We start from the raw sequence: 22,293 nt of genomic DNA, 5'->3' as shown, positions 1-22,293 counted from the left end.
CGCCGTCGTTCGACCCATGCGCAATGTCTGCAACATCTGAGCAAGTCGGTTCGAGCCCTGCCGACATCTGCGCAGAACCTGCTGCATCTGCAGCCTGATCACTAGGATCGGTGACATGAAACTCGAGCTCCGAGGCATCACGAAGACGTTCGGAACGCTCGTGGCCAACGACCACATCGACCTCACCGTCGAGGCGGGCGAGATCCACTGCCTGCTCGGTGAGAACGGCGCGGGCAAGTCCACGCTGATGAACGTGCTCTACGGCCTGTACCAGGCCGACGGCGGCGAGATCCTGCTCGATGACGAGATCCAGCATTTCGCGGGTCCCGGCGACGCGATGCGCGCCGGCATCGGCATGGTTCACCAGCACTTCATGCTCATCCCGGTGTTCACTGTCGCCGAGAACGTCATGCTCGGCCATGAGTCGACGAAGGCCGGTGGCCTCCTCGACCTCCAGACCGCCCGCGAGAAGGTCCGCGAGATCTCCGACCGCTTCGGGTTCGACGTCGACCCCGATGCACTCGTCGACGACCTCCCGGTGGGAGTGCAGCAGCGGGTCGAGATCATCAAGGCGCTCTCCCGCGACGCGCGGGTGCTGGTCTTCGACGAGCCGACCGCCGTGCTCACGCCGCAGGAGACCGACGAACTCATGGCGATCATGCGTCAGCTGAAAGACAGCGGCACCTCGATCGTCTTCATCACCCACAAGCTCCGCGAAGTCCGCGAGGTCGCCGACCGCATCACGGTCATCCGGCTCGGCAAGGTGGTCGGCGAGGCCTCGCCCACGGCGACCAACGCCGAGCTCGCCTCGCTCATGGTCGGCCGCGCCGTCGAACTCACGGTGCACAAGAACCCGCCGACGCTCGGCGACGCCGCGCTCGTCGTGAACGGGCTCACCGTGATCGACCCGATCGGCCAGCTCGTCGTCAACGACGTGTCGTTCGAGGTGCGCCGGGGCGAGGTGCTCGCGGTCGCCGGCGTACAGGGCAACGGGCAGACCGAGCTCACCGAGGCGCTGGTCGGCCTGCAGCCGCGCGTGCGCGGGTCGATCATGCTCGACGGCGATGAGCTGAACGGCGACAGCGTGCGTTCGATCCTGAAGGCGGGCGTCGGCTTCGTGCCCGAAGACCGGAAGGAAGACGGCCTGGTCGCCGAGTTCACGATCGCTGAGAATCTCATGCTCGACCGCGCCGACTCCGCCCCCTTCGTCAAGGCGGGCAGCCTGCAGCTCTCGACGCTCGCCGAGTTCGCCCGGGAGAAGGTCGCCGAGTTCGACGTGCGCACGCCGTCGATCGAGACGAAGGTCGGGCGCCTGTCGGGCGGCAACCAGCAGAAGGTCGTCCTCGCCCGCGAACTCAGTCGCGAGCTGCGGTTGTTCGTCGCCGCGCAGCCGACACGCGGTGTCGACGTCGGGTCGATCGAGTTCATCCACAAGCGCATCATCGAGACCCGCGACTCGGGTGTTCCCGTCGTCGTCGTCTCGACCGAACTCGATGAGGTCACGGCCCTCGCCGACCGCATCATGGTCATGTACCGGGGCCGCATCGTCGGCATCGTCCCGGGCGACACCCCCCGCGACGTCCTCGGCCTCATGATGGCCGGCGAGGTCCCTGCAGAAGGAGCCGCCGCATGAGCGACCCCAAAGACCCGCAGGCCGAGCCGACGGTGACGCCGTCGGGCGACTCAGGGCCCATCGACCCGGCGGCTGCGGCCGACCAGGCCGCCGACACGTCGCCGTCGCCGGCCGACTCCACCGCGAAGGCGACCGCCACTGCCACCGCCGGCGGCACCGCAGCAGCGCCCGACGAGGTCGAACCGCCGTCTCGCTGGCAGACCGCCTTGCGCGAGATCGCCACCGGCAACGCGATCATCTCCGTGCTCGCCGTGCTGCTCGCCCTGGTCGTCGGCGCGATCATGATCGCCTTCACCGACGAAGACGTGCAGGCGGCCGCGGGCTACTTCTTCGCCCGCCCCGGCGACACCTTCGTCGCGATCTGGGATTCGGTCTCGGGCGCGTACTCGGCGTTCTTCCAGGGGTCGATCTACAACTTCCGCAGGCCGGGCTTCGTCACCGGCATCAAGCCGCTCACCGAGACGCTGAACTTCGCCACCCCGCTGATCGCCGCCGGCCTCGGCGTCGCGCTCGCGTTCCGGGTCGGCATGTTCAACATCGGTGGTCGCGGCCAGATGCTGATGGCCGCGTCGGCCGCGGGGTGGGTCGCCTTCTCATTCGATCTGCCGGTCGGCCTGCACATGCTCGTCGCACTGCTCGCGGGTCTCCTCGCCGGCGCGCTGTGGGCGGGCATCGCGGGTCTCCTGAAGGCGCGCACCGGTGCGCACGAGGTGATCGTGACGATCATGCTGAACTACGTCGCGCTCTACCTCGTGACCTGGATGCTCCGCACACCCGGCCTGCTCCAGGCGCCCGGCTCGAACAATCCGAAGACGCCGCCGATGAAGGACACCGCGGTGTTCTTCCCGCTGCTCGGCGAGCAGTACAACCTCCACTTCGGGTTCGTCCTGGCGATCGCCGCGGTGGTGCTCGTCTGGTGGATCCTCGACCGGTCCGCGCTCGGCTTCCAGTTCCGTGCCGTCGGCGAGAACCCGAACGCGGCGCGGGTCGCGGGCATCAACGTCAAGTCGATGTACGTGTACGCGATGCTCATCTCCGGTGCTCTGGTCGGGCTCGCCGGGGTGAGCCAGGTGCTCGGCACCGTCACGACCGGCTTCTCGAGCGGCATCGACGCCGGAATCGGCTTCGACGCGATCACGGTCGCCCTGCTCGGGCGCTCGACCCCATGGGGCGTGCTCGCTGCCGGCATCCTCTTCGGTGCTTTCAAGGCCGGTGGCTTCTCGATGCAGGCGGCCGAGGGCGTGCCGATCGACATCGTGCTCGTCGTGCAGTCGCTCATCGTGCTGTTCATCGCTGCGCCGCCCCTCGTGCGCGCGATCTTCCGGCTGCCGGCCCCCGGCAGCGCCCCGCGACGACCTCGCCCGATCGTGACGAAGGAGGTGGCGGCGAAATGACCGCTGTGACGCAGCATCACGCGACCGCTCCGCAGGAGCCGGCCCTCGCGAAGACCACCGTCGTCACCTGGAAGGCGCCGATCGCCTTCGGTGTCATCACGGCGCTCGCGGCGGTCCTCTTCTTCGTGGCGAGCAACGACGGCCAGGCCGTCTTCCGCATCTCGGGGGCGAGCGACTTCCTGCAGCTGCCCGAGGTCGTGCTCGACTCGACGGTCACGAGCGTCGTCGGCGTCATCCTCCTCGCGGCGATCACGGTCGTGAGCTTCGTGATGGTGCGCGCGAAGCGACGGGTGCCGGTCTGGCTCATGGTGGTGTTCGCGGTCGTGTTCCTGATCGCATTCCTCACCTGGGCCGCGGCGGGTGCGTCGACCCACGTCATCCCGCTCGCCGGCCTCTTCGCAGGTGCGCTGAGCCTGTCGGTCCCGCTCATCTTCGGGTCGCTCTGCGGCGTCATCTCCGAGCGCGTCGGTGTCGTGAACATCGCGATCGAGGGGCAGCTGCTCGGCGGGGCCTTCACCTCCGCGGTCGTCGCGAGCGCGACCGGCAACCCCTACATCGGACTGCTCGCCGCGGCCGTTGCGGGCGTCCTGGTCTCGTTCGTGCTCGCGGCGTTCTCGATCAAGTACTTCGTCGACCAGGTGATCGTCGGTGTCGTGCTCAACGTGCTGGTGCTCGGCCTCACGAGCTTCCTGTTCTCGCAGGTGCTCGCACCCAACGCGGCGACGCTCAACACGCCGCCGCGCTTCGAGCGCATCAACATTCCGATCCTGTCCGAGATCCCGATCATCGGGCCGACGTTCTTCCGGCAGACGATCATCGTCTACATCATGTACGTCGCGGTCGCGGCGGTCTACATCGGGCTCTTCCACACCAAGTGGGGTCTCCGGCTGCGGGCGGTCGGCGAGCACCCGCAGGCCGCCGACACCGTCGGCATCAACGTCGGACGCACCCGCTTCTGGAACGTCTCGCTCGGCGGCGCGATCGCCGGTCTCGGCGGCGCGTTCTTCACGCTGAGCCAGGTCGGCGCGTTCAACAAGGACATGACCGCCGGCGCCGGATTCATCGCGCTCGCGGCAGTGATCTTCGGCCAGTGGGATCCGATCAAGGCGACCCTGGCGGCCCTGCTGTTCGGCTTCGCATCGAACCTGCAGAACGTGCTCGGTGTCATCGGCTCGTCGGTGCCGAGCGAGTTCATGCTGATGCTGCCCTACGTCGTCACGATCATCGCGGTCGCCGGGTTCGTCGGCAAGGTCCGCGGCCCGGCCGCGGCAGGCAAGCCATACATCAAGGCGTGACCGATGTCCCGGGGCCGCCCCGGGACATCCGACACCTCATCTGCAACGGGAGAGCAACATGACCGCGACGGATGCGATCGACTGGCAGGGGCTGCGCGAGCGCGCCCGCGAGGCGATGGCGAAGGCCTACGTGCCGTACTCCGAGTTCCCCGTGGGCGCTGCGGCGATCGTCGACGACGGTCGCATCGTGAGCGGCTGCAACGTCGAGAACGCCTCCTACGGCGTCACCCTCTGCGCCGAGTGCTCGCTCGTGTCGGCACTCGTCATGTCGGGCGGCGGCAAGCTCGTCGCCTTCACCTGCGTCGACGGCCACGGGGCGACGCTCATGCCCTGCGGGCGGTGCCGCCAGCTGCTGTACGAGCACTCGGCCGAGGGCATGGTGCTCGACACCGTGTCGGGCCTGAAGACCATCGACGAGGTGCTGCCCGACGCGTTCGGCCCACGCCAGCTCGCAGAATTCCGAGGAGAAGCATGACCACCGCCATCGAGCCCTTCGACGCCGTCGACCTCATCCGCGCGAAGCGCGACCGGCGCGAGCTCACCTCGCCCGAGATCGCCTGGCTCGTCGACGCCTACACGCGCGGCTACGTGGCCGACGAGCAGATGTCGGCCATGACCATGGCGATCTTCCTCAACGGCATGACGCGCCGCGAGATCCGCGACCTCACGATGGCGATGATCGCCTCGGGCGAGCGCATGGACTTCTCCGGGCTCGGCAAGCCGACGAGCGACAAGCACTCGACGGGCGGCGTGGGCGACAAGATCACCCTGCCGCTGATGCCGCTGGTCGCGACCTTCGGCGTCGCGGTGCCGCAGCTCTCGGGGCGCGGGCTCGGCCACACGGGCGGCACGCTCGACAAGCTCGAGTCGATCCCGGGATGGCGGGCCGACCTCACGAACGACGAGATGTTCGCGCAGCTGCGCGACGTCGGCGGCGTGATCTGCGCCGCGGGCGCGGGCCTCGCGCCGGCCGACAAGAAGCTCTACGCGCTCCGCGACATCACCGGCACGGTCGAGGCGATCCCGCTCATCGCCTCGTCGATCATGTCGAAGAAGATCGCCGAGGGCACCGGCGCGCTCGTGCTCGACGTGAAGTTCGGCTCGGGCGCGTTCCTGCAGGACATCGAGCGCTCGCGCGAGCTCGCCCGCACCATGGTCGAGCTCGGCGAGGACGCCGGGGTCGCGACGAGCGCCCTCATCACGAACATGAACGTGCCGCTCGGCCTCACGATCGGCAACGCCAACGAGGTTCGCGAGTCGGTCGAGGTGCTCGCCGGCGGCGGCCCCGCCGACGTGCGCGAGCTCACGGTCGAGCTCGCCCGCGAGATGCTCGCCCTCGCCGGCCGGCCCGACGTCGACGTCGAGGCCGCCCTCGACGACGGTCGCGCGATGGACACCTGGCGACGCTCGGTCATCGCGCAGGGCGGCGACCCCGACGCAGCGCTGCCCGTCGCCCGTGAGCAGCACGTCGTGACCGCCGAGCGCGACGGCGTGCTCGTCGAGCAGCAGGCGCTGCCGTTCGGCATCGCCGCCTGGCGCCTCGGCGCCGGCCGCGCCCGCAAGCAGGATCCGGTGCAGCACGCGGCGGGCATCGAGCTGCACGCGAAGCCCGGCGACGCGGTACGTGCCGGCCAGCCGCTGTTCACGCTGCATGCCGACGAACCGGCTCGCTTCGAGCGGGCGCTCGAGGCCGTCGCGGGCGCCTGGCGCATCGGCGACGAGGGCGACCCCGTCGAGGACGGCGGCCCGCTCATCGCCGACCGCATCGGTCGCTGAGCGCCGCGGCGGCGGGCGTGTAGCGCGTCTCAGGACGCGCCCGGCTTCGAGATTGCCGAGACTTCGCGGCAGTCGCGCCGCTATCGTTGTCACGTGAACACGATTCCGACGGAGTACCGGCTCGAGGGCGACGGCACGAGCATCCAGTCCCTGCCCAAGATCTCGCTGCACGACCACCTCGACGGCGGCCTGCGCCCGCAGACCCTCATCGAGCTCGCCGACGAGCAGGGGCTCGAGGTGCCGGCGGCCGATGCCGACGGCCTCGCCGCCTGGTTCACCGAGCAGTCGAACTCGGGCTCGCTCGTCGAGTACCTGAAGACGTTCGACCTCACCACGGCGGTCATGCAGACCCGCGCGGGCCTCTCGCGCGTCGCGCGCGAGTTCGTGCAGGACCTCGCCGCCGACGGCGTCATCTACGGCGAGATCCGTTGGGCGCCCGAGCAGCACCTCACGCGCGGGCTCACGCTCGACGAGGCGGTCGAGGCCGTGCAGGAGGGCCTCGAGCAGGGCGCCGACGACGTGCGGCACCAGGGCGGAGGCATCCGCACCGGGCAGCTGATCACCGCGATGCGCCACGCCGACCGCGGGCTCGAGATCGCCGAGCTGGCCGTGCGCCACCGCGACCGCGGCGTCGTCGGCTTCGACATCGCGGGCGCCGAGGCCGGGTTCCCGGCGAGCCGCCACCGCACCGCGTTCGACTACCTCGCGAGCCAGTTCATGCCGGTCACGGTGCACGCGGGCGAGGCCGACGGCCTCGAGTCGATCCGCAGCGCGCTGTTCGACGGCCGTGCACTCCGGCTCGGCCACGGCGTCCGCATCGCCGAGGACCTGCTGATCGAACGCCAGGACGACGAGAACACCTACGTCTCGCTCGGCCCGGTCGCCCAGTGGGTCCGCGACCGCGAGATCGCCCTCGAGACGAGCCCGTCGTCGAACCTCCAGACCGGCGCGATCACGGCGTGGGGCGACGAACTCGTCGACCACCCCTTCGACCTGCTCTACCAGCTGGGCTTCCGCGTGACGGTGAACACCGACAACCGACTCCAGTCGGGCACGAGCCTCACCCGCGAACTGGCGCTGCTCAGCGACGCCTTCGGCTACGACCTCGACGACCTCGAGACGTTCCAGCTCAATGCGGCTGCCGCGGCGTTCCTGCCGCTCGACGACCGTGACGAGCTCGCCGAGCTCATTCAAGACGGCTTCGACGAAGCCTGACGACGCTGCCGACGGCGGATGCCACGGGCCTCCGCCGTCCGCGCCGCCGCCCCTGAACGGACCGTGATGAACCTCCCTCCCCTTCCCGACGAGGCCGTCGTCCTCGGCGCGCACGCCGCCGACTGGCGCGGTGCCGTGCGCGAGGCCGGGCGGGCGCTGACCCGCTCGGGTGCGACCCGCTCGGACTACGCCGACCGCATGATCGCGGTCATCGAGGAGTTCGGCGCGTACGTCGTGATCGCCCCCGGGCTCGCGCTCGCGCACGCCCGGCCCGGGCGCGACGTGCTGCACGAGGGGCTCGCGGTCGTGACGCTCGCCGAGCCGGTCGCCTTCGGGCACCCGCACAACGACCCGGTGAACGTCGTCCTCGGCCTCGCGGTCGCGAACGCGGAGGAGCACGTCGCCTCGGTCGCGAACCTCGCCAACGTCTTCAACGACGCCGGCGCGGTCGACCGGCTCGCCCGGGCGCGCGACGCGGGGGAGGTCCGGGCTCTCCTCGGCACCGACGGGGGCGCAGCGTGAAGATCATCGCCGTGTGCGGTGTCGGCATCGGCACCTCCGCGATCCTCAAGGTCAACGCCGAACGCGCCCTCGAGCGCCTCGAGCTCGCCGCCGACGTCGACGCGAGCGATCTCGCGGGCATCGTCGCGGCCGCAGCCGACGCGCAGGTGATCCTCACCTCGAGCGAGCTGGCGCCCGCCGTGCGCGAGGCCATCGGGCGGAGCTTCGCCGAGGTGGTCGAGGTGACGAACTACTTCGACGTCGACGAGATCTCGCGGCTCCTCGAGCGCTCGCTCGGCTGACGCCCGCGCCCGGGCGGGGCTACGCGACGAGCTCGCGCATGCCCGCCTCGAGCGCGGCGATGGTGGCCGTCGCCGCGGCCCGCCGCTCGGCGACCGTGCCCTGCTCCGAGACGGCGTCGAGGTAGACCTTGAGCTTCGGCTCGGTGCCGCTCGGGCGCACCATCACACGGGAGCCGCCCTCGAGCACGATGCGGAGGACGTCCGACGGGGGGAGCGAGCCGAATCCGTCGGCGAGGTCCTCGATGCGCTCGACCCGGATGCCGCCGACCGAGGCGGGCGGCTCGGCGCGCAGCCGTGCCATCACCGCGCCGATCTTCGAGAGGTCGGTGACGCGGATGGAGACCTGGCCGGAGGCGTGGCATCCGAACTTCTCGACGAACTCGTCGAGGTGGTCGGCGACCGTCCGGCCCTCGGCCTTCAGCTCGGCCGCGAGCGAGAGGAACGCGGCCGCGGCCGAGATCCCGTCTTTGTCGCGGACGACGCCGGGGTTCACGAGATAGCCGAGCGCCTCCTCGAAGCCGAAGACGAGGCCGGGCGCGCGCGAGATCCACTTGAACCCGGTGAGCGTCGCCTCGAAGTCGAGCCCGTAGGCGCGGGCGACGGCCTCGAGCCCGGGGGAGGAGACGATCGAGCAGGCGAGCGCGCCGTTCGGTCCGCCGTCGCCGGTCGCGGCGTCGGCGGCGCGGCGCGCGGCGAGCCAGCCGAGGGTCAGGCCGACCTCGTTGCCGGTGAGGCGGCGGTACCCTGCGCCGTCGGGCGCGGCCGCGTCGGGGATCGCGATGGCGAGCCGGTCGGCGTCGGGATCGTTCGCGACGATCAGTTCGGCGTCGATCTCGCGGGCGCGGGCGAACGACAGGTCCATCGCCCCCGGCTCCTCGGGGTTCGGGAACGAGACCGTCGGGAACGCGGCGTCGGGGGCGATCTGCGCCTCGACGAGCGCGGGCGCGTCGAATCCGGCGGTCTCGAGCACGCGGGCCGCCGTCTCCCAGCCGACGCCGTGCATCGCCGTGTAGACGACCCGGGGCTGCGCCGCCGGGGTGCCGGGAGCGGCGCTCTCGGCGGTGCGGCGCACGTACTCGTCGACGACCTCCTCGCCGGCGGTCTCGAACTCCGCGCGCGGCAGCGAGGGCACGGCGGCGGTCGACGCGATGTGCAGGATGTGCGCCGCGATCTCGGCGTCGGCGGGGGCGACGATCTGCGAACCGTGGTGCTCGCCGCCGAGGTACACCTTGTAGCCGTTGTCGTTCGGCGGGTTGTGCGAGGCGGTCACCATGACGCCCGCCGAGGTGTCGAAGTGGCGCACGGCGAACGCCAGCACCGGCGTCGGCAGCAGGCGCGGGAGCAGGATGGCGCGGACGCCGGCGCCGGCCATGAGTTCGGCCGAGTCGCGGGCGAAGACCGCAGAGTTCTTGCGCCCGTCGTAGCCGATGACGACCGAGGGCGTTGCGCCCGGCGCGGCGTGCTCGAGGAGGTACGCCGCGAGCCCGGCCGCCGCCTGGGCGACGAGCACCCGGTTCATGCGGTTCGGGCCGGCCGCGATCTCGCCGCGGAGCCCGGCGGTGCCGAAGGCGAGCCGCGAGTCGAAGCGGTCGGCGAGATCGGCGGACGCCTCGGCGTCGCCGCCGCGCACGGACTCGACGATCGCGGCGAGCTCGTCGCGGGTCTCGGGGTCGGGGTCCTGCGCGATCCAGGCCTCGGCGAGGGCGACGCGCTCGGCGTCGCGGGCATCGAGTTCGTGCGACATCCGTCGGTCCTTCCTGCGGCGTGCGCTCAGAGCGCGGCGACGATCTTCGCGAGCAGCGCGCTGATCACGGGCTCGGCGGCCTGGCCGGCCTCGATCACCTCGGCGTGGCTCAGCGGGGTCTGCTGGATGCCGGCGGCGAGGTTGGTGATGAGCGACATGCCGAGCACCTCCATGCCGGCCTGACGGGCGGCGATCGCCTCGAGCGCGGTCGACATGCCGACGATGTGCCCGCCGATGGTCTTCGCCATCTGCACCTCGGCCGGGGTCTCGTAGTGCGGGCCGCGGAACTGGCAGTACACGCCCTCGTCGAGCCCGGGATCGATCGTGTGTGCGAGGTCGCGCAGCCGCTGCGAGTACAGGTCGGTGAGGTCGATGAAGGTGGCGCCCTCGAGCGGCGAATCGGCCGTGAGGTTGATGTGGTCGCTGATCAGCACGGGCGTGCCGGGCGTCCAGTGCTCCTTGATGCCGCCGGCGCCGTTCGTGAGGATCATCGTCGTCGCCCCCGCGGCGGCCGCGGTGCGCACCGAGTGCACGACGCGGCGCACGCCGTGGCCCTCGTAGTAATGGGTGCGGGCGCCGATCACGAGCGCGCGCTTGCCCGAGGGCAGGAGCACCGAGCGGAGGGTGCCCACGTGGCCCTCGAGGGCGGGCTTGGAGAACCCGGGCACGTCGGTCGCGGCGAGGGTGTGGGTCGTCTCGCCGATGAGCTCGGCGGCGCGGCCCCAGCCGCTGCCGAGCGTCAGTGCGACGTCGTGGCGGGGAACGCCGGTGAGCTCGGCGATCTTCGCGGCGGCGGCGGCGGCCACCTCGAACGGGTCGGCGGTGGGGTCGTCCAGCGGGTTCGCATCGTGCATCCCACCACTCTAGAACGCACCGGATGCTTCGGCACGAAGCTGCTCATGTGCTGGCCGAGCCCATGGGACTGGCAGAATATGAGCATGTCCTACGAGTTCGAGCGCACGCAACGGATCGCCGTCCTCGGAGGAGGCCCCGGCGGGTACGAGGCCGCCCTCGCCGCCGCTCAGCTCGGCGCCGAGGTCACCCTGATCGAGCGCGCCGGCGTCGGCGGTTCGGCCGTGCTCACCGACGTGGTGCCCTCGAAGTCGCTCATCGCGACCGCCGAGGCCTCGAACGCCGTGAAGGAGGCCGCCGATCTCGGCGTGCAGTTCTACGCGAAGGGCGACTCCGAGAAGGCCGTCAAGCCGAGCGTCGCGATCAACCTCGCGGCCGTGAACAAGCGGCTCCTCGGCCTCGCGGCGCAGCAGTCGGAGGACATGCGCTCGAACCTCATCGAGGCCGGGGTGCACCTCGTGCACGGCGAGGGACGCCTCGACGGACCGAACGCCGTCATCGTCGCCACCGCGAAGGGCGGCACCGACTTCGACCGCATCGAGGCCGACACGCTCGTGCTCTCGGTCGGTGCGACCCCTCGGGTGCTGCCGACCGCCGTGCCCGACGGCGAGCGCATCCTCACCTGGACCCAGCTCTACTCGCTCCAGCAGGTGCCCGAGCACCTCATCGTCGTCGGCTCGGGCGTCACCGGCGCCGAGTTCGCCTCGGCGTACCGCGCGCTCGGCGCCAAGGTCACCCTCATCTCGAGCCGCGACCAGGTGCTTCCGGGTGAGGACGCGGATGCGGCATCCGTGATCGAGAAGGTCTTCAAGCGCAACGGCATGAAGGTCCTCAACAAGTCGCGCGCCGAATCCGTCGTGCGCGACGGCGACTCCGTCGTCGCGACGCTCGGCGACGGCCGCGAGGTGCGGGGCTCGCACTGCCTGATGGCGGTCGGCTCGGTGCCGAACACCCGCGAGCTCGGCCTCGAGGAGGCCGGCGTCCAGCTGGCGGAGTCGGGTCACATCCGGGTCAACCGGGTCGCCCGCACCTCGATCCCGAACATCTACGCCGCAGGCGACTGCACGACCTTCATGCCGCTCGCCTCGGTCGCCTCGATGCAGGGGCGCACGGCCGTGTTCCACGCGATGGGCGACATCGTGAACCCGCCCGAGAACCGCAACATCACCTCGAACATCTTCACGCAGCCCGAGATCGCGACCGTCGGGTGGACGCAGAAGGAGATCGAGGAGGGCGTCGTGCCCGGCGTCGTCTACAAGCTGCCGCTCTCGTCGAACCCCCGGGCCAAGATGATGGGCATCCGCGAGGGCTTCGTGAAGCTCTTCGCCTCGAGCGGTTCGGGGTCGATCATCGGCGGCGTCATCGTCGCGCCGAAGGCCTCCGAGCTCATCTTCCCGCTCGCGCTCGCGGTCGAGCATCGGCTCACCGTCGACCAGTTCGCCGAGGCGTTCCCGGTGTATCCGTCGCTCAGCGGTTCGCTGACGGATGCCGCGAGGGCCATGCACGTCGTACGCTGAGGTGATCGAGTGCCGCGGGGGCGGCGCCGAACCCAGGGGGTAGCGATGAAGCTGCGAGTGAAGTCCGTCGAGGCGTCGATCGCCGACTCCCACGACGAGGAGCGCAGCCTCAAGCGCTCGCTCGGCACGTGGGACCTCGCCCTCATGGGCATCGCGGTCGCCGTGGGCGCCGGCATCTTCTCGGTCGGGGCGCAGGCGGCCGCCAACTTCGCCGGGCCGAGCGTGATCATCTCGTTCGTGCTCGCGGCCGTCACGTGCGGGCTCGCCATCATGTGCTACGCCGAGTTCGCCTCGACCGTGCCGGTCGCCGGCAGCGCGTACACCTTCACCTACGCGACGATGGGCGAGCTCCTCGCCTGGATCATCGGGTGGGACCTCATCCTCGAGCTCTTCACCGCGGCGGCGGTGCTCGCGAAGTACTGGGGCGTCTACCTGGGCGAGGCGCTGCTCGCCTTCGGGCTGCCGTTCCCCGCGACGTTCGACATCGGCGGGCTCGAAGTGAGCTGGCCGGCGTTCCTGATCGTCGCGGTCTTCACGGCGCTCCTCGTCGCCGGGACGAAGCTCACCGCCCGCGTCGGCGCCGTCTTCACGATCATCAAGGTCGCGATCGTGCTGTTCGTGATCGTCGTCGGCTTCTTCTTCGTGAAGGCCGCGAACTTCACCCCCTTCATCCCCGAGGCCGTGCCGACCGAGGGCGGCGCGACCGACGTGTGGACGCAGTCGCTGTTCTCGTGGGCGACCGGCGCCGCGCCCGCGCAGTACGGCGTGTTCGGCATGCTGGCGGCGGCTGCGCTCGTGTTCTTCGCCTTCATCGGCTTCGACGTCGTCGCCACCAGCGCGGAGGAGGTGCGGGAACCCCAGCGGACCCTGCCCCGCGGCATCTTCATCGGCCTCGGCATCGTGACGCTGCTCTACGTGCTCGTCTCGATCGTGATGACCGGCATGGTGTCGTACCGCGAGCTCGCCGAGGAGGAGACGCCGTCGCTCGCGACCGCCTTCCGTCTCGTCGGCCAGGACTGGGCGTCGGCCGTAATCTCGCTCGGCGCGCTGGCGGGCCTCACGACGGTGATCATGATCATCCTGCTCGGGCTCTCGCGGATCGTCTTCGCGCTGAGCCGCGACGGCCTCCTGCCGCGGTGGCTGTCGAAGACGACCGAGCACACGAAGACGCCCGCCCGGGTGCAGATCATCGCGGGCACCGTGGTGGCGTTCGTCGCCGCGTTCACCGATGTCGGGTTGCTGGAGGAGATGATCAACATCGGCACGCTCTCGGCGTTCGTGCTCGTGTCGATCGGCATCGTCGTGCTGCGACGCACCCGGCCCGATCTGCCGCGCGGGTTCCGGGTGCCGTTCTCACCGGTGCTGCCGATCATCTCGGCCGCGCTCTGCCTCTGGCTGATGTTCAACCTGACGACGCTCACCTGGGTGCGGTTCCTCGTGTGGCTCGTGATCGGCGTCCTCATCTACCTGCTCTACGGCCGCCGTCACTCGCGCATGGCCGGCAGCGTCAGCGAGGTCGAGGTGCCGACCGCGCAGGGCAGCACCGGGCCCTGACCCGCCCTCCACCCTCCGCCCTCCACGCTCCGCTGCCCCTGTCGTTTCTCAGGAGGAATACGGCCACGCAGTCTGCGGGCGCGGTGTTTCATCCTGAGAAAGCGGCGCGGGCGGCGCGGGCGTCCTGAGAAACGCGAATCGGTGGATGTCTCGAGCACTCGTCCTCCACAGCCCATCGTCGTCTCGACTGCGCCACTTGGACTGCGGCGGCGAAGCTCCGCGCCTCAGGTCGCGGGCAGACTCCCGCCATGCCGCGACTCCTGGAACTCGTCGACGCGTTCGGCGGGATCGTCGAACGATCCCAGCTGCTCGATCGGGGCATCCGTTCGGGAACGATCTCGCGTGCCCTCGCCACGGGCGAGATCCGTCGCGTGAGACGGTCGCATTACGCGAGGCCCGACGCATCGACCGCCGCGATGGCCGCTGTGCGTGTCGGAGGCCGTCTCGGTTGCGTGAGCGCCGCCGAACGACTCGGGCTCTGGTGCCGCAAGCCAGGACCGGTGCACGTCTCGCTGCCGGCGAATGCCGCGCGCCTCCGCACGAACCGCGTGTTGATTCCCGATCCGCAACCGCTCACCCCGGATCGATCCTCGACCGAGCTCGTGCTGCACTGGACGGATGTGCCGTTCGGGGCTCGTGCACGCGACGAGCGCGCCTGGTGCGTGCCGGTGACGACCGCACTCAGCGAACTCGCGCGCTGCGCGGCTCGCATCGACGTGCTCGCCGCATTCGAGTCGGCCGTCGCCGCTCGACTGGTGCCGCTCGCCGCGGCGACCGAGTTGCTCGCTGCTCGAACGCCGCCCGGATTCGGGCTGTGGCAGCTCACGGGGCTCGACGGTTCGGGAGCCGAGACCTACCTCGCCGACGCCCTGCGTCGTGCGCGCGTCTCCTTCGCGCAACAGGTGCCGTTCGACCGCGTCGGTTTCGTCGACTTCCTGGTCGGAGGCAGGCTGGTCGTCGAGGTCGACGGCTACGCGCATCATTCGAGTCGGGATGCGTTCGCCCGCGATCGCCGTAGGGACGTCGCGTTGCTCGAACGCGGAGTGCGGGTGCTGCGGTTCACCGCGCTCGAGGTGCTCGCAGAGCCCGACCTCGTGGTCGCGACCATCCTGCGAGTGCTCGCTCAGTGCTGACCCGCCCCGGCTGCGCGCGAGTTCCCACGAGCTTCGCGTCGCCTTTCTCAGGACCGACCCATCCGATCCAGTCGCTACTCAGGACGAAGGCTCGGCGTTTCGACGGAAGATCGCTCGGAACTCCTGAGAAGCGCTCGGGCCAGTCCTGAGAAGGGTCCCGGATGGTCGAGGGAGGGAAAAAAGAGAGAGGGGGGATCAGGCGTCGGCGATCGACAGCAGCAGGTGCCCGCTCGAGACGGTCGCGCCGGCCTCGGCGTTCACCGCGCCGATCACGCCGTCCTTGTGCGCGACGATCGGCTGCTCCATCTTCATGGCCTCGAGCACGAGCACGAGGTCGCCCTTGACGACCTTGTCGCCCTCGGCGACGGCGACCTTCACGACCGTCGCCTGCATCGGGGCCTTCACGGCGTCGCCGGTGCCGGTGTCGACGGCGTGCGATCCGGTGCGGCGGCGCGGCGCGGGGCCCGCGGTGCGCGACGCGGTGGATGCCCCGCCGGCGAGCCGCTTCGGGAGGCTGACCTCGATGCGGCGACCGGCGACCTCGACGACGACGTTCGTGCGCGCCGCAGGGCCCGTGGTCTCCTCGAGCTCGCCCGACCACGGCTCGAGCCGGTTGTCGTACTCGGTCTCGATCCAGCGCGTGTAGATCGAGAACGGCGCATCGCCCTCGGGCGCGAACGCGGGGTTGTTCACGATGTCGCGGTGGAAGGGCAGCACGGTCGGAAGGCCCGCGACCTCGAACTCGTCGAGGGCGCGACGTGCGCGCGAGAGCGCCTCCTCGCGGTCCTTGCCGGTGACGATGAGCTTCGCGAGGAGCGAGTCGAACGCACCCGAGATCTCGTCGCCGCTCGTCACGCCGGAGTCGACGCGGATGCCGGGGCCGCCGGGGAAGCGGAGCTGGTGGATCGGGCCCGGCGCGGGGAGGAAGCCTCGGCCCGGGTCCTCACCGTTGATGCGGAACTCGATCGAGTGGCCGACCGTCTCGGGGTCGGCGTAGTCGAGCACGCCGCCCTCGGCGAGACGGAACTGCTCGCGCACGAGGTCGAGGCCGGTGACCTCCTCGGAGACGGGGTGCTCGACCTGGAGGCGCGTGTTCACCTCGAGGAAGGAGACCGTGCCGTCCTGGCCGATGAGGAACTCGCAGGTGCCGGCGCCGACGTAGCCGACCTCCTTGAGGATCGCTTTCGACGACTCGTAGAGGGCGGTGCGCTGCGCATCGCTGAGGAACGGCGCCGGGGCCTCCTCGACGAGCTTCTGGTGGCGGCGCTGCAGCGAGCAGTCGCGGGTCGAGACGACGACGACGTTGCCGTGCTGGTCGGCGAGGCACTGGGTCTCGACGTGGCGGGGCTTGTCGAGGTACTTCTCGACGAAGCACTCCCCGCGGCCGAAGGCGGCGACCGCCTCGCGGGTGGCCGACTCGAAGAGCTCGGGCACCTCTTCGCGGGTGCGGGCGACCTTGAGGCCGCGGCCGCCGCCGCCGAAGGCGGCCTTGATCGCCACGGGCAGGCCGTGGACGTCGACGAAGTCGAGCACCTCCGAGGCATCCGCGACGGGGTTGAGGGTGCCGGGCGCGAGCGGGGCGCCGACCTTCTCGGCGACGTGGCGGGCCGAGACCTTGTCGCCGAGGCGCTCGATCGCCTCGGGCGAGGGGCCGATCCAGATGAGGCCGGCGTCGATGACGGCGCGAGCGAAGTCGGGGTTCTCGGCGAGGAAGCCGTAGCCGGGGTGCACCGCGTCGGCGCCGGAGCGGCGGGCGACCGAGAGGATCTTGTCGATGACGAGGTAGGTCTCGGCGCTCGTGGTGCCGTCGAGGGCGTACGCCTCGTCGGCGAGCTTCACGTGGCGGGCGTCGCGGTCCTGGTCGGCGTAGACGGCGACCGAGCCGATGCCGGCGTCGCGAGCGGCGCGGATCACGCGGACGGCGATCTCTCCACGGTTGGCGATGAGGACCTTGGTGATACGCGGCATAGTTCCCAAGCCTATTGCGCACGGCGGCGCTGACTTTGGACGACCTCCACAAAATGAATGGATGTCTCTTGCGGCAGACGACAATCGCGGGGTCACCCCGCGGCGGCACCGCCCCGATTCCAGAGCGAGGTCCAGTCGACGCCGAGCTCGCGCACGAGGTCGCGCAGGGTGGAGAGCGAGAGCCCGACGACGGTCGAGGGGTCGCCCTCGACACGGCGGATGAACGGACCGCCGAGGCTGTCGACCGTGAACGCGCCGGCCACGAGCAGCGGCTCGCCCGTCGCGATGTACGCGTCGATCTCGGTCTCGTCGAGGGCGGCGAAGCGCACCGTCGCCATGTCGGCGCGGCCGACGGCGCCGCGCACCTCGCCGCCGCGGTGGTCGATCAGCCAGTGCCCCGACCAGAGGTCGCCGTGGCCGCCGTTCTGCGCGAGCCACCGCGTCTTCGCCACGTCGGGCGTGTGCGGCTTGCCGTGGATCGCCCCGCCCGTGAGGAAGGCCGAGTCGCCCCCGAGGATGAGTCCGTCGATCTCCTCGCCGCCCGGTCGGGAGCCGACGAGCGCCTCGGCCTTGGCCCGTGCGAGCAGCTGCACCATCTCGGGCGCCTCGAGCGGGCCGGACTCCGCCTCGTGCGCGGCGACCGCGGCCGCCTCGTCGACGCCCGGCGGCACCGCGATCGGTTCGATGCCCGCTGCGCGCAGGGTCTGGAGCCGTGCCGGGGAGGTCGAGGCGAGGTAGAGGCGCATCACCCCATCCTGCCCGCACTCAGGGCTGCTGTGGAATGCTCGAGGCATGGTGAATCCCGATCGTCGACGCCGCAGTACCGCGCGCCGTCCCTCGCGTGCGCAGGGCGCCGCACCCCGCCCGGCCCGCCCCGCACCCGCAGAACCGCGGCTCGACGGCCCCGTGCTCGAACTCGACGTCGAACGGATCGCCCACGGCGGCGTGGCCGTCGCCCGCCACGAGGGGCGAGTCGTCTTCGTCGCCGACGCCATCCCGGGCGAGCGCGTGCGCGCCCGTGTCACCGACACCGGCAAGGCCAAGTTCTGGCGCGCCGAGACGCTCGAGGTGCTCGACGCCTCGCCCGACCGCCGCGAGCACCCCTGGGCCGAGGCCGGCGTCGACCGCGCCCCCGAGCACCGCGCGGGCGGCGCCGAGTTCGGCCACATCGCCATGGCGCGCCAGCGCGACCTGAAGCGCGAGGTGCTCGTCGACGCGCTCGCGCGCTTCGGCGGCGTCGAGCAGGCCGTCGAGGTCGAGGCGGTCGACCCGGTGCTCGCACCCGGTGCCGACCCCGAGCTCGGCACCGGATGGCGCACCAGGCTCCGGCTGCAGGTGGACGCCGAGGGCCGCGTCGGCCCGTACGCGGCACGCAGCCACCGGGTCGTGCCCGTGGCATCCGTGCCGCTCGCCGTGCCCGAGCTGGCGCACCTCGCGCCGCTCGACGAACGCTTCGCCGGCGCCCGGTCGGTCGACCTCGTCGCCCCGTCGCTCGGCAACCCCTGGGTCGTCGTCGACACCGGCGAGGCGACGCGGGGCGGTCGCACGCAACGCATCGAGGAGCAGGTCGGCGACCGCGTCTTCCGGCTCGACCGCGGGGGATTCTGGCAGGTGCACCGCGGTGCGGCCGCGACGCTGAGCGCCGCCGTGCAGGACCTCGTCGACGACGAGCGATTCGACCCCCGGGCCGCCAACCACGACCTCTACGGCGGGGTGGGCCTGCTCGCCGCCGCGATCGGCGATCGCTTCGGCGACACGGTGCGCATCACCTCCGTCGAGTCCGACGCGCGCGCCACCGAGCACGCGGGCACGAACCTCGCCGACTGGGTCGGCGCGCGAGCGGTCACCGGCCGGGTCGATCGCTACCTCGACGAGCTCGCCGCCGCCGCGAGCCCGTCCGAGCGCGAGCGGCTGCGCGCCGCGACCATCGTGCTCGACCCGCCCCGCTCGGGCGCCGGGCGCCAGGTCGTCGAACGACTCGCCGCCCTCGCCCCGCGGCAGCTCGTCTACGTCGCGTGCGACCCGGTCGCGCTCGCCCGCGACGTCGGCATCTTCGCCGAGCACGGCTACCGGCTCGACGCCGTCCGCGCCTTCGATCTCTTCCCGAACACCCATCACGTCGAGGCGGTCGCGCGTCTGACCGCTATCGTGTGATTCGACGGGAAGGGGGGCCTGTGGCGGAGGACGCGCAGACGACGGAGCCGGCGGCGACGGTCGCGATCGTCGACGACCACGAGGCGGTGCGCATCGGCCTGCGCGCCGCGTGCGAGGCCGCGGGCTACGAGGTCATGGCCGACACGGCCGACGTGGCCGAGCTGCTCCCCGTGATCGAGGCGCGGCACTGCGACGTCGTCGTGCTCGACCTCTCGCTCGGCGACGGCACCACCGTGACCGAGAACGTGCGGGCCGTGCTCGCGACCGGGAGCGCCGTGCTCGTGCACAGCATCGCCGATCGCGTCGCCGCCGTCCGCGAGTCGCTCGCCGCGGGCGCCGCGGGGGTGATCCCGAAGGCCTCGCCGATGTCCGCCGTGATCGGCGCGATCGCGACCGTCGCCGGCGGCGGCGTGCTCACCAACGTCGAATGGGCGAGCGCGATCGAGGCCGACCGGGAGTTCGCGAAGGCGCAGCTCGGGCGGCGCGAGCGCGACGTCCTGCACCTCTACGCCTCCGGGCTGCCATTGAAGGCGGTCGCGATGCAGCTCGGCATCGCCCACTCCACGGCGCGCGAGTACCTCGACCGGATCCGCGCGAAGTACGTCGAGATCGGCCGCCCGGCGCCGACGAAGGTCGACCTGCTGCGGCGCGCCGTCGAAGACGGCATCCTCCCGGGCCTCGACGCCGAGAGCGGAGATGGCCGCCGCTGAGTGGCGGGTGCCCCGCCTCCCGCAGCGCAAGCCCGCGGTCACCCGCGCGCAGATCGAGACGATCATCGCGCGGGCGCTCGGGGTGGTGGGGCTCGTCTTCGGGGCGCAGTCGCTGCCGCTCGCGCTCGACCAGGCCGATGCCCTCGGCGTCGGTGCGGGAGCAGCGCTCATGGCGGCGCTGTTCGGCGGGATCGCCGCGCTCGCGGTCGCCACGGTCGCGAAGGTCGCGGTGCGCACCGCGTGCCTCGTCTTCGCCGGGTTCTACGTCGCGGCGCTCGTCGTCTGGCCGCTGCTCGTCAGCGACCCCGAGGCGCTCGACGGCGCGGTGCCCTGGCTCTACTACCTCTGCACCGTCGCCACGACCTGCGCCGTGGTGGCGCTTCCGCCGGTCTGGGCAGCCGCCTACACCTTCATCGTGCCGGCGCTCTACGGGGTCATCCGCGCCACCCCGTCGGGCGGGCAGGCTCCGCCACTGCTCGCGGTGCTCGACGCCCTCTACGCCGTCGTGCTCGGCGTCGTCGTGCTCGCGATCATCACGATGCTGCGCGAGGCGGCCTCGGCGGTCGACGCCGCCCAGGAGGCCGCGCTCGAACGGTACGACCTCGTCGCCCGGCAGCACGCGACCGAGACCGAACGCGTCAAGGTCGACGCGCTCGTGCACGACAGCGTGCTGACGACGCTGCTCTCGGCCGCCTCGGCGAGGAGCGAGGGCGAGGAGAAGCTCGCCGCCAGGATGGCGAGGGACGCGCTGGAGCGGCTCGACGAGGCCGGGGCGAGCGGCCCGCGGGCCTTCGACCGGGTGGGGTTGTCGGTGCTCGTGCGGCGCCTCCGCGCCGCCCTGACCACGTTCAACACGAACTTCGCGGTCCGGGTCGTGAACGCCGGCGGCGTCGAGCTGCCCGTCGAGGTCGTCGACGCGCTCTACACCGCGTCGGTCCAGGCGATGGTCAACAGCGTGCAGCACGCGGAGGAGCCCGGGCGCCGCGCGCGGCGCGAGATCCGCATCAGGGGCGTGCGCGCGGGCGGCTGCGTCATCGAGATCGCCGACAACGGCATCGGATTCGAGCCGGACCGGGTGCCGAGCGAGCGGTTGGGGCTCCGCGTGTCGATCGAGGAGCGGATCGCGAACGTGGGCGGCGCCTCCGAGATCGCGTCGCGCCCGGGGCACGGCACGACCGTGACGCTCGCGTGGCCGGCGGGTGCGCTCGGCGGCGACCCCGGGGCATCCGGCGGTGTGCCGGGCGCCGCACCCGCGACGGGAGCCGGCGCATGATCACGATCCCGCGGTGGCTCCTGCTCGTGCTCGGGGCGCTCTTCTCCGCGTACCACGTCGTGCTCGGCATCTACTCGCTCGAGGTCCCCGACTCGCCGTGGCCGACCGTCGTCGCCCTCGTGCTCTACACCGCGGCGACCGTCGCGAGCCTCTGGCCGGCCCGCCGGGTGCGGATGCCCGACTGGCTCGCCGCCTTCGACCTCGCCGTGAGCATCGTGCTGCCGCTCCTCGTGACGAGCCAGCTCGACCCCGCCGTCGACAACGGCTACGCGACCTGGTACGTCGCGGCGGTCGGCACGCTCATGACGATCGCCGCCGCCCGACGCCGGCTCATCACGGCCTGGATCGGCGTGATCGCGCTCGCCGTGCAGACGATGCTGTGGGCCGGGCCGCTCGCGCTCGGCGCGCTCGGGGTCATCGGCAGCCTCGTCTGGGTCGCGATCGCCCACATGCTCACCAGCGCCCTCACGAACGCCGGACGCGAGACGCGACGATACGCCCAGGCCGAGCGGGAGGCCGCCGCCTGGCAGGCGGCGCAGGACGCCCACCTCTTCGAGGGCCGCATGCGGCTCGCGCACACGAACCGGGTCGCCGCGCCGATGCTCCGCCGCATCGCCGACCGGGACGGCCGGCTCGACGAGATGCAGCGGGCGGAGTGCCGGCTGCTCGAGGCGACGATCCGCGACGAGATCCGGGGGCGGATGCTCCTCACCGACGTCGTGCGCGCCGAGGTGCAGCGAGCCCGTCAGCGCGGCGTGATCGTCACCCTGCTCGATGAGGGCGGCATCGACGACCTCGACGAGGCCGCCCGCGACCGCGTGCTCTCCCAGCTGGCCGAGGCGATCGCCTCGTCGACCGCCGACCGTCTGATCGCGCGCACGGCGGCCGAGGGGTCGCCGACCGCGGTGACGGTCGTGGGGCTCGTCGACGCGGCGGACGACGAGGAGCACGCGGCGTCGGGCGACACCGAGGACCTCGAGGTCGAGCTCTGGCTGGAGATCCCGCGCGAGCGGGCGTGACGCGCGACACGGACGTGTGACGCCGCGGTTCCCGGCCGGGTCAGGTGGGGCACTTCCGGGGCGGCTCGATGGCGCCCACGCAGCGGACATGAGGAAGGGGGACCGATCCCCGACCGGTCCCCCTTCAAGCCCGAGCCACGGCGACAACCCGAATATCGCCCTGGCTCGCCCCCAACAGTCACCGGTTACCCGACCGATGACAGTGGCGACTCCTGTGGAGCCTGCAAGATCAATACTGCTCGTTTGAGCACCG

At 71.6% G+C, this 22,293-nt stretch carries 19 protein-coding genes; 15 read left to right on the top strand and 4 right to left on the bottom strand.

All coding sequences use genetic code 11. From position 1 onward, the window contains the following. The first annotated feature begins 115 nt into the window (after positions 1 to 115). The 8 genes from ACFVAJ_RS02000 (at position 116) to ACFVAJ_RS01965 (ending at position 8,116) form a co-directional block, all read left to right on the top strand. A complete protein-coding gene (locus tag ACFVAJ_RS02000) occupies positions 116 to 1,633 on the top strand; it encodes an ABC transporter ATP-binding protein (protein WP_376941123.1) in 1,518 nt (505 codons plus the stop codon). Then, complete coding sequence (locus ACFVAJ_RS01995; RefSeq protein ID WP_376941122.1) at positions 1,630 to 3,027, top strand: ABC transporter permease; 1,398 nt, start codon at positions 1,630 to 1,632, stop codon at positions 3,025 to 3,027. The genes ACFVAJ_RS02000 and ACFVAJ_RS01995 overlap by 4 nt, the downstream gene beginning before the upstream one ends. After that, positions 3,024 to 4,322 (top strand): ABC transporter permease, encoded by a 1,299-nt coding sequence (locus ACFVAJ_RS01990; RefSeq protein ID WP_376941121.1) that lies wholly within the window; start codon positions 3,024 to 3,026, stop codon positions 4,320 to 4,322. Before ACFVAJ_RS01995 ends, ACFVAJ_RS01990 begins: the two co-directional genes overlap by 4 nt. A 58-nt stretch (positions 4,323 to 4,380) precedes the next feature. Next, positions 4,381 to 4,797, top strand: coding sequence for a cytidine deaminase (locus ACFVAJ_RS01985; protein WP_376941120.1), 417 nt, complete (start codon positions 4,381 to 4,383; stop codon positions 4,795 to 4,797). Then, positions 4,794 to 6,098 carry a thymidine phosphorylase gene (locus tag ACFVAJ_RS01980; protein ID WP_376941119.1) on the top strand — a complete coding sequence of 435 codons (1,305 nt, stop codon included), beginning with the start codon at positions 4,794 to 4,796 and terminating at the stop codon, positions 6,096 to 6,098. Before ACFVAJ_RS01985 ends, ACFVAJ_RS01980 begins: the two co-directional genes overlap by 4 nt. A 93-nt stretch (positions 6,099 to 6,191) precedes the next feature. After that, on the top strand, positions 6,192 to 7,313 hold the full coding sequence (locus tag ACFVAJ_RS01975) for an adenosine deaminase (protein ID WP_376941118.1): 1,122 nt from the start codon (positions 6,192 to 6,194) through the stop codon (positions 7,311 to 7,313). A gap of 66 nt (positions 7,314 to 7,379) precedes the next feature. Continuing rightward, on the top strand, positions 7,380 to 7,835 hold the full coding sequence (locus ACFVAJ_RS01970; RefSeq protein WP_376941117.1) for a PTS sugar transporter subunit IIA: 456 nt from the start codon (positions 7,380 to 7,382) through the stop codon (positions 7,833 to 7,835). After that, positions 7,832 to 8,116: a PTS sugar transporter subunit IIB gene (locus ACFVAJ_RS01965; protein WP_376941116.1), complete on the top strand. Its 285-nt coding sequence runs from the start codon at positions 7,832 to 7,834 to the stop codon at positions 8,114 to 8,116. Before ACFVAJ_RS01970 ends, ACFVAJ_RS01965 begins: the two co-directional genes overlap by 4 nt. A 19-nt stretch (positions 8,117 to 8,135) precedes the next feature. Here ACFVAJ_RS01965 and ACFVAJ_RS01960 read toward each other — a convergent pair whose 3' ends face one another. Further along, positions 8,136 to 9,860 (bottom strand): phospho-sugar mutase, encoded by a 1,725-nt coding sequence (locus ACFVAJ_RS01960; protein ID WP_376941115.1) that lies wholly within the window; start codon positions 9,858 to 9,860, stop codon positions 8,136 to 8,138. A gap of 26 nt (positions 9,861 to 9,886) precedes the next feature. Next, a complete protein-coding gene (locus ACFVAJ_RS01955; RefSeq protein ID WP_376941114.1) occupies positions 9,887 to 10,714 on the bottom strand; it encodes a purine-nucleoside phosphorylase in 828 nt (275 codons plus the stop codon). 84 nt (positions 10,715 to 10,798) lie between these two features. On the opposite strand from ACFVAJ_RS01955, the gene ACFVAJ_RS01950 reads away from it, so the two are divergent. From ACFVAJ_RS01950 to ACFVAJ_RS01940, 3 genes are all read left to right on the top strand, one after another. After that, entirely contained in the window at positions 10,799 to 12,229 is a 1,431-nt protein-coding gene (locus ACFVAJ_RS01950) for an NAD(P)H-quinone dehydrogenase (RefSeq protein WP_376941113.1), read from the top strand. Between the two features lie 45 nt (positions 12,230 to 12,274). Then, positions 12,275 to 13,783: an APC family permease gene (locus ACFVAJ_RS01945; protein ID WP_376941112.1), complete on the top strand. Its 1,509-nt coding sequence runs from the start codon at positions 12,275 to 12,277 to the stop codon at positions 13,781 to 13,783. A 248-nt stretch (positions 13,784 to 14,031) separates the two neighbouring features. After that, entirely contained in the window at positions 14,032 to 14,916 is an 885-nt protein-coding gene (locus ACFVAJ_RS01940) for a DUF559 domain-containing protein (protein WP_376941111.1), read from the top strand. 195 nt (positions 14,917 to 15,111) lie between these two features. On the opposite strand, the gene ACFVAJ_RS01935 is transcribed toward ACFVAJ_RS01940, so the two are convergent. After that, positions 15,112 to 16,884, bottom strand: coding sequence for an acetyl/propionyl/methylcrotonyl-CoA carboxylase subunit alpha (locus ACFVAJ_RS01935; protein WP_376941110.1), 1,773 nt, complete (start codon positions 16,882 to 16,884; stop codon positions 15,112 to 15,114). Positions 16,885 to 16,976: 92 nt separating this feature from the next. Further along, on the bottom strand, positions 16,977 to 17,630 hold the full coding sequence (locus ACFVAJ_RS01930; protein WP_376941109.1) for a Maf family protein: 654 nt from the start codon (positions 17,628 to 17,630) through the stop codon (positions 16,977 to 16,979). Positions 17,631 to 17,676: 46 nt separating this feature from the next. Here ACFVAJ_RS01930 and ACFVAJ_RS01925 point away from each other — a divergent pair, with 46 nt between their 5' ends. Genes ACFVAJ_RS01925 through ACFVAJ_RS01910 form a run of 4 tightly spaced genes read left to right on the top strand, consistent with a single transcriptional unit; the run spans position 17,677 to position 22,040 of the window. Then, on the top strand, positions 17,677 to 19,038 hold the full coding sequence (locus tag ACFVAJ_RS01925) for a class I SAM-dependent RNA methyltransferase (protein ID WP_376941108.1): 1,362 nt from the start codon (positions 17,677 to 17,679) through the stop codon (positions 19,036 to 19,038). Between the two features lie 20 nt (positions 19,039 to 19,058). Next, positions 19,059 to 19,748 (top strand): response regulator, encoded by a 690-nt coding sequence (locus ACFVAJ_RS01920; RefSeq protein WP_376941107.1) that lies wholly within the window; start codon positions 19,059 to 19,061, stop codon positions 19,746 to 19,748. Continuing rightward, positions 19,735 to 21,021 carry a sensor histidine kinase gene (locus tag ACFVAJ_RS01915; protein ID WP_376941106.1) on the top strand — a complete coding sequence of 429 codons (1,287 nt, stop codon included), beginning with the start codon at positions 19,735 to 19,737 and terminating at the stop codon, positions 21,019 to 21,021. Before ACFVAJ_RS01920 ends, ACFVAJ_RS01915 begins: the two co-directional genes overlap by 14 nt. Further along, entirely contained in the window at positions 21,018 to 22,040 is a 1,023-nt protein-coding gene (locus tag ACFVAJ_RS01910) for a hypothetical protein (RefSeq protein ID WP_376941105.1), read from the top strand. Before ACFVAJ_RS01915 ends, ACFVAJ_RS01910 begins: the two co-directional genes overlap by 4 nt. Positions 22,041 to 22,293 lie beyond the last annotated feature (253 nt).

Source organism: Agromyces sp. NPDC057679, from assembly GCF_042799635.1.
GTDB lineage: Bacteria > Actinomycetota > Actinomycetes > Actinomycetales > Microbacteriaceae > Agromyces.
This window is presented reverse-complemented; position numbering and strand designations above follow the sequence as displayed.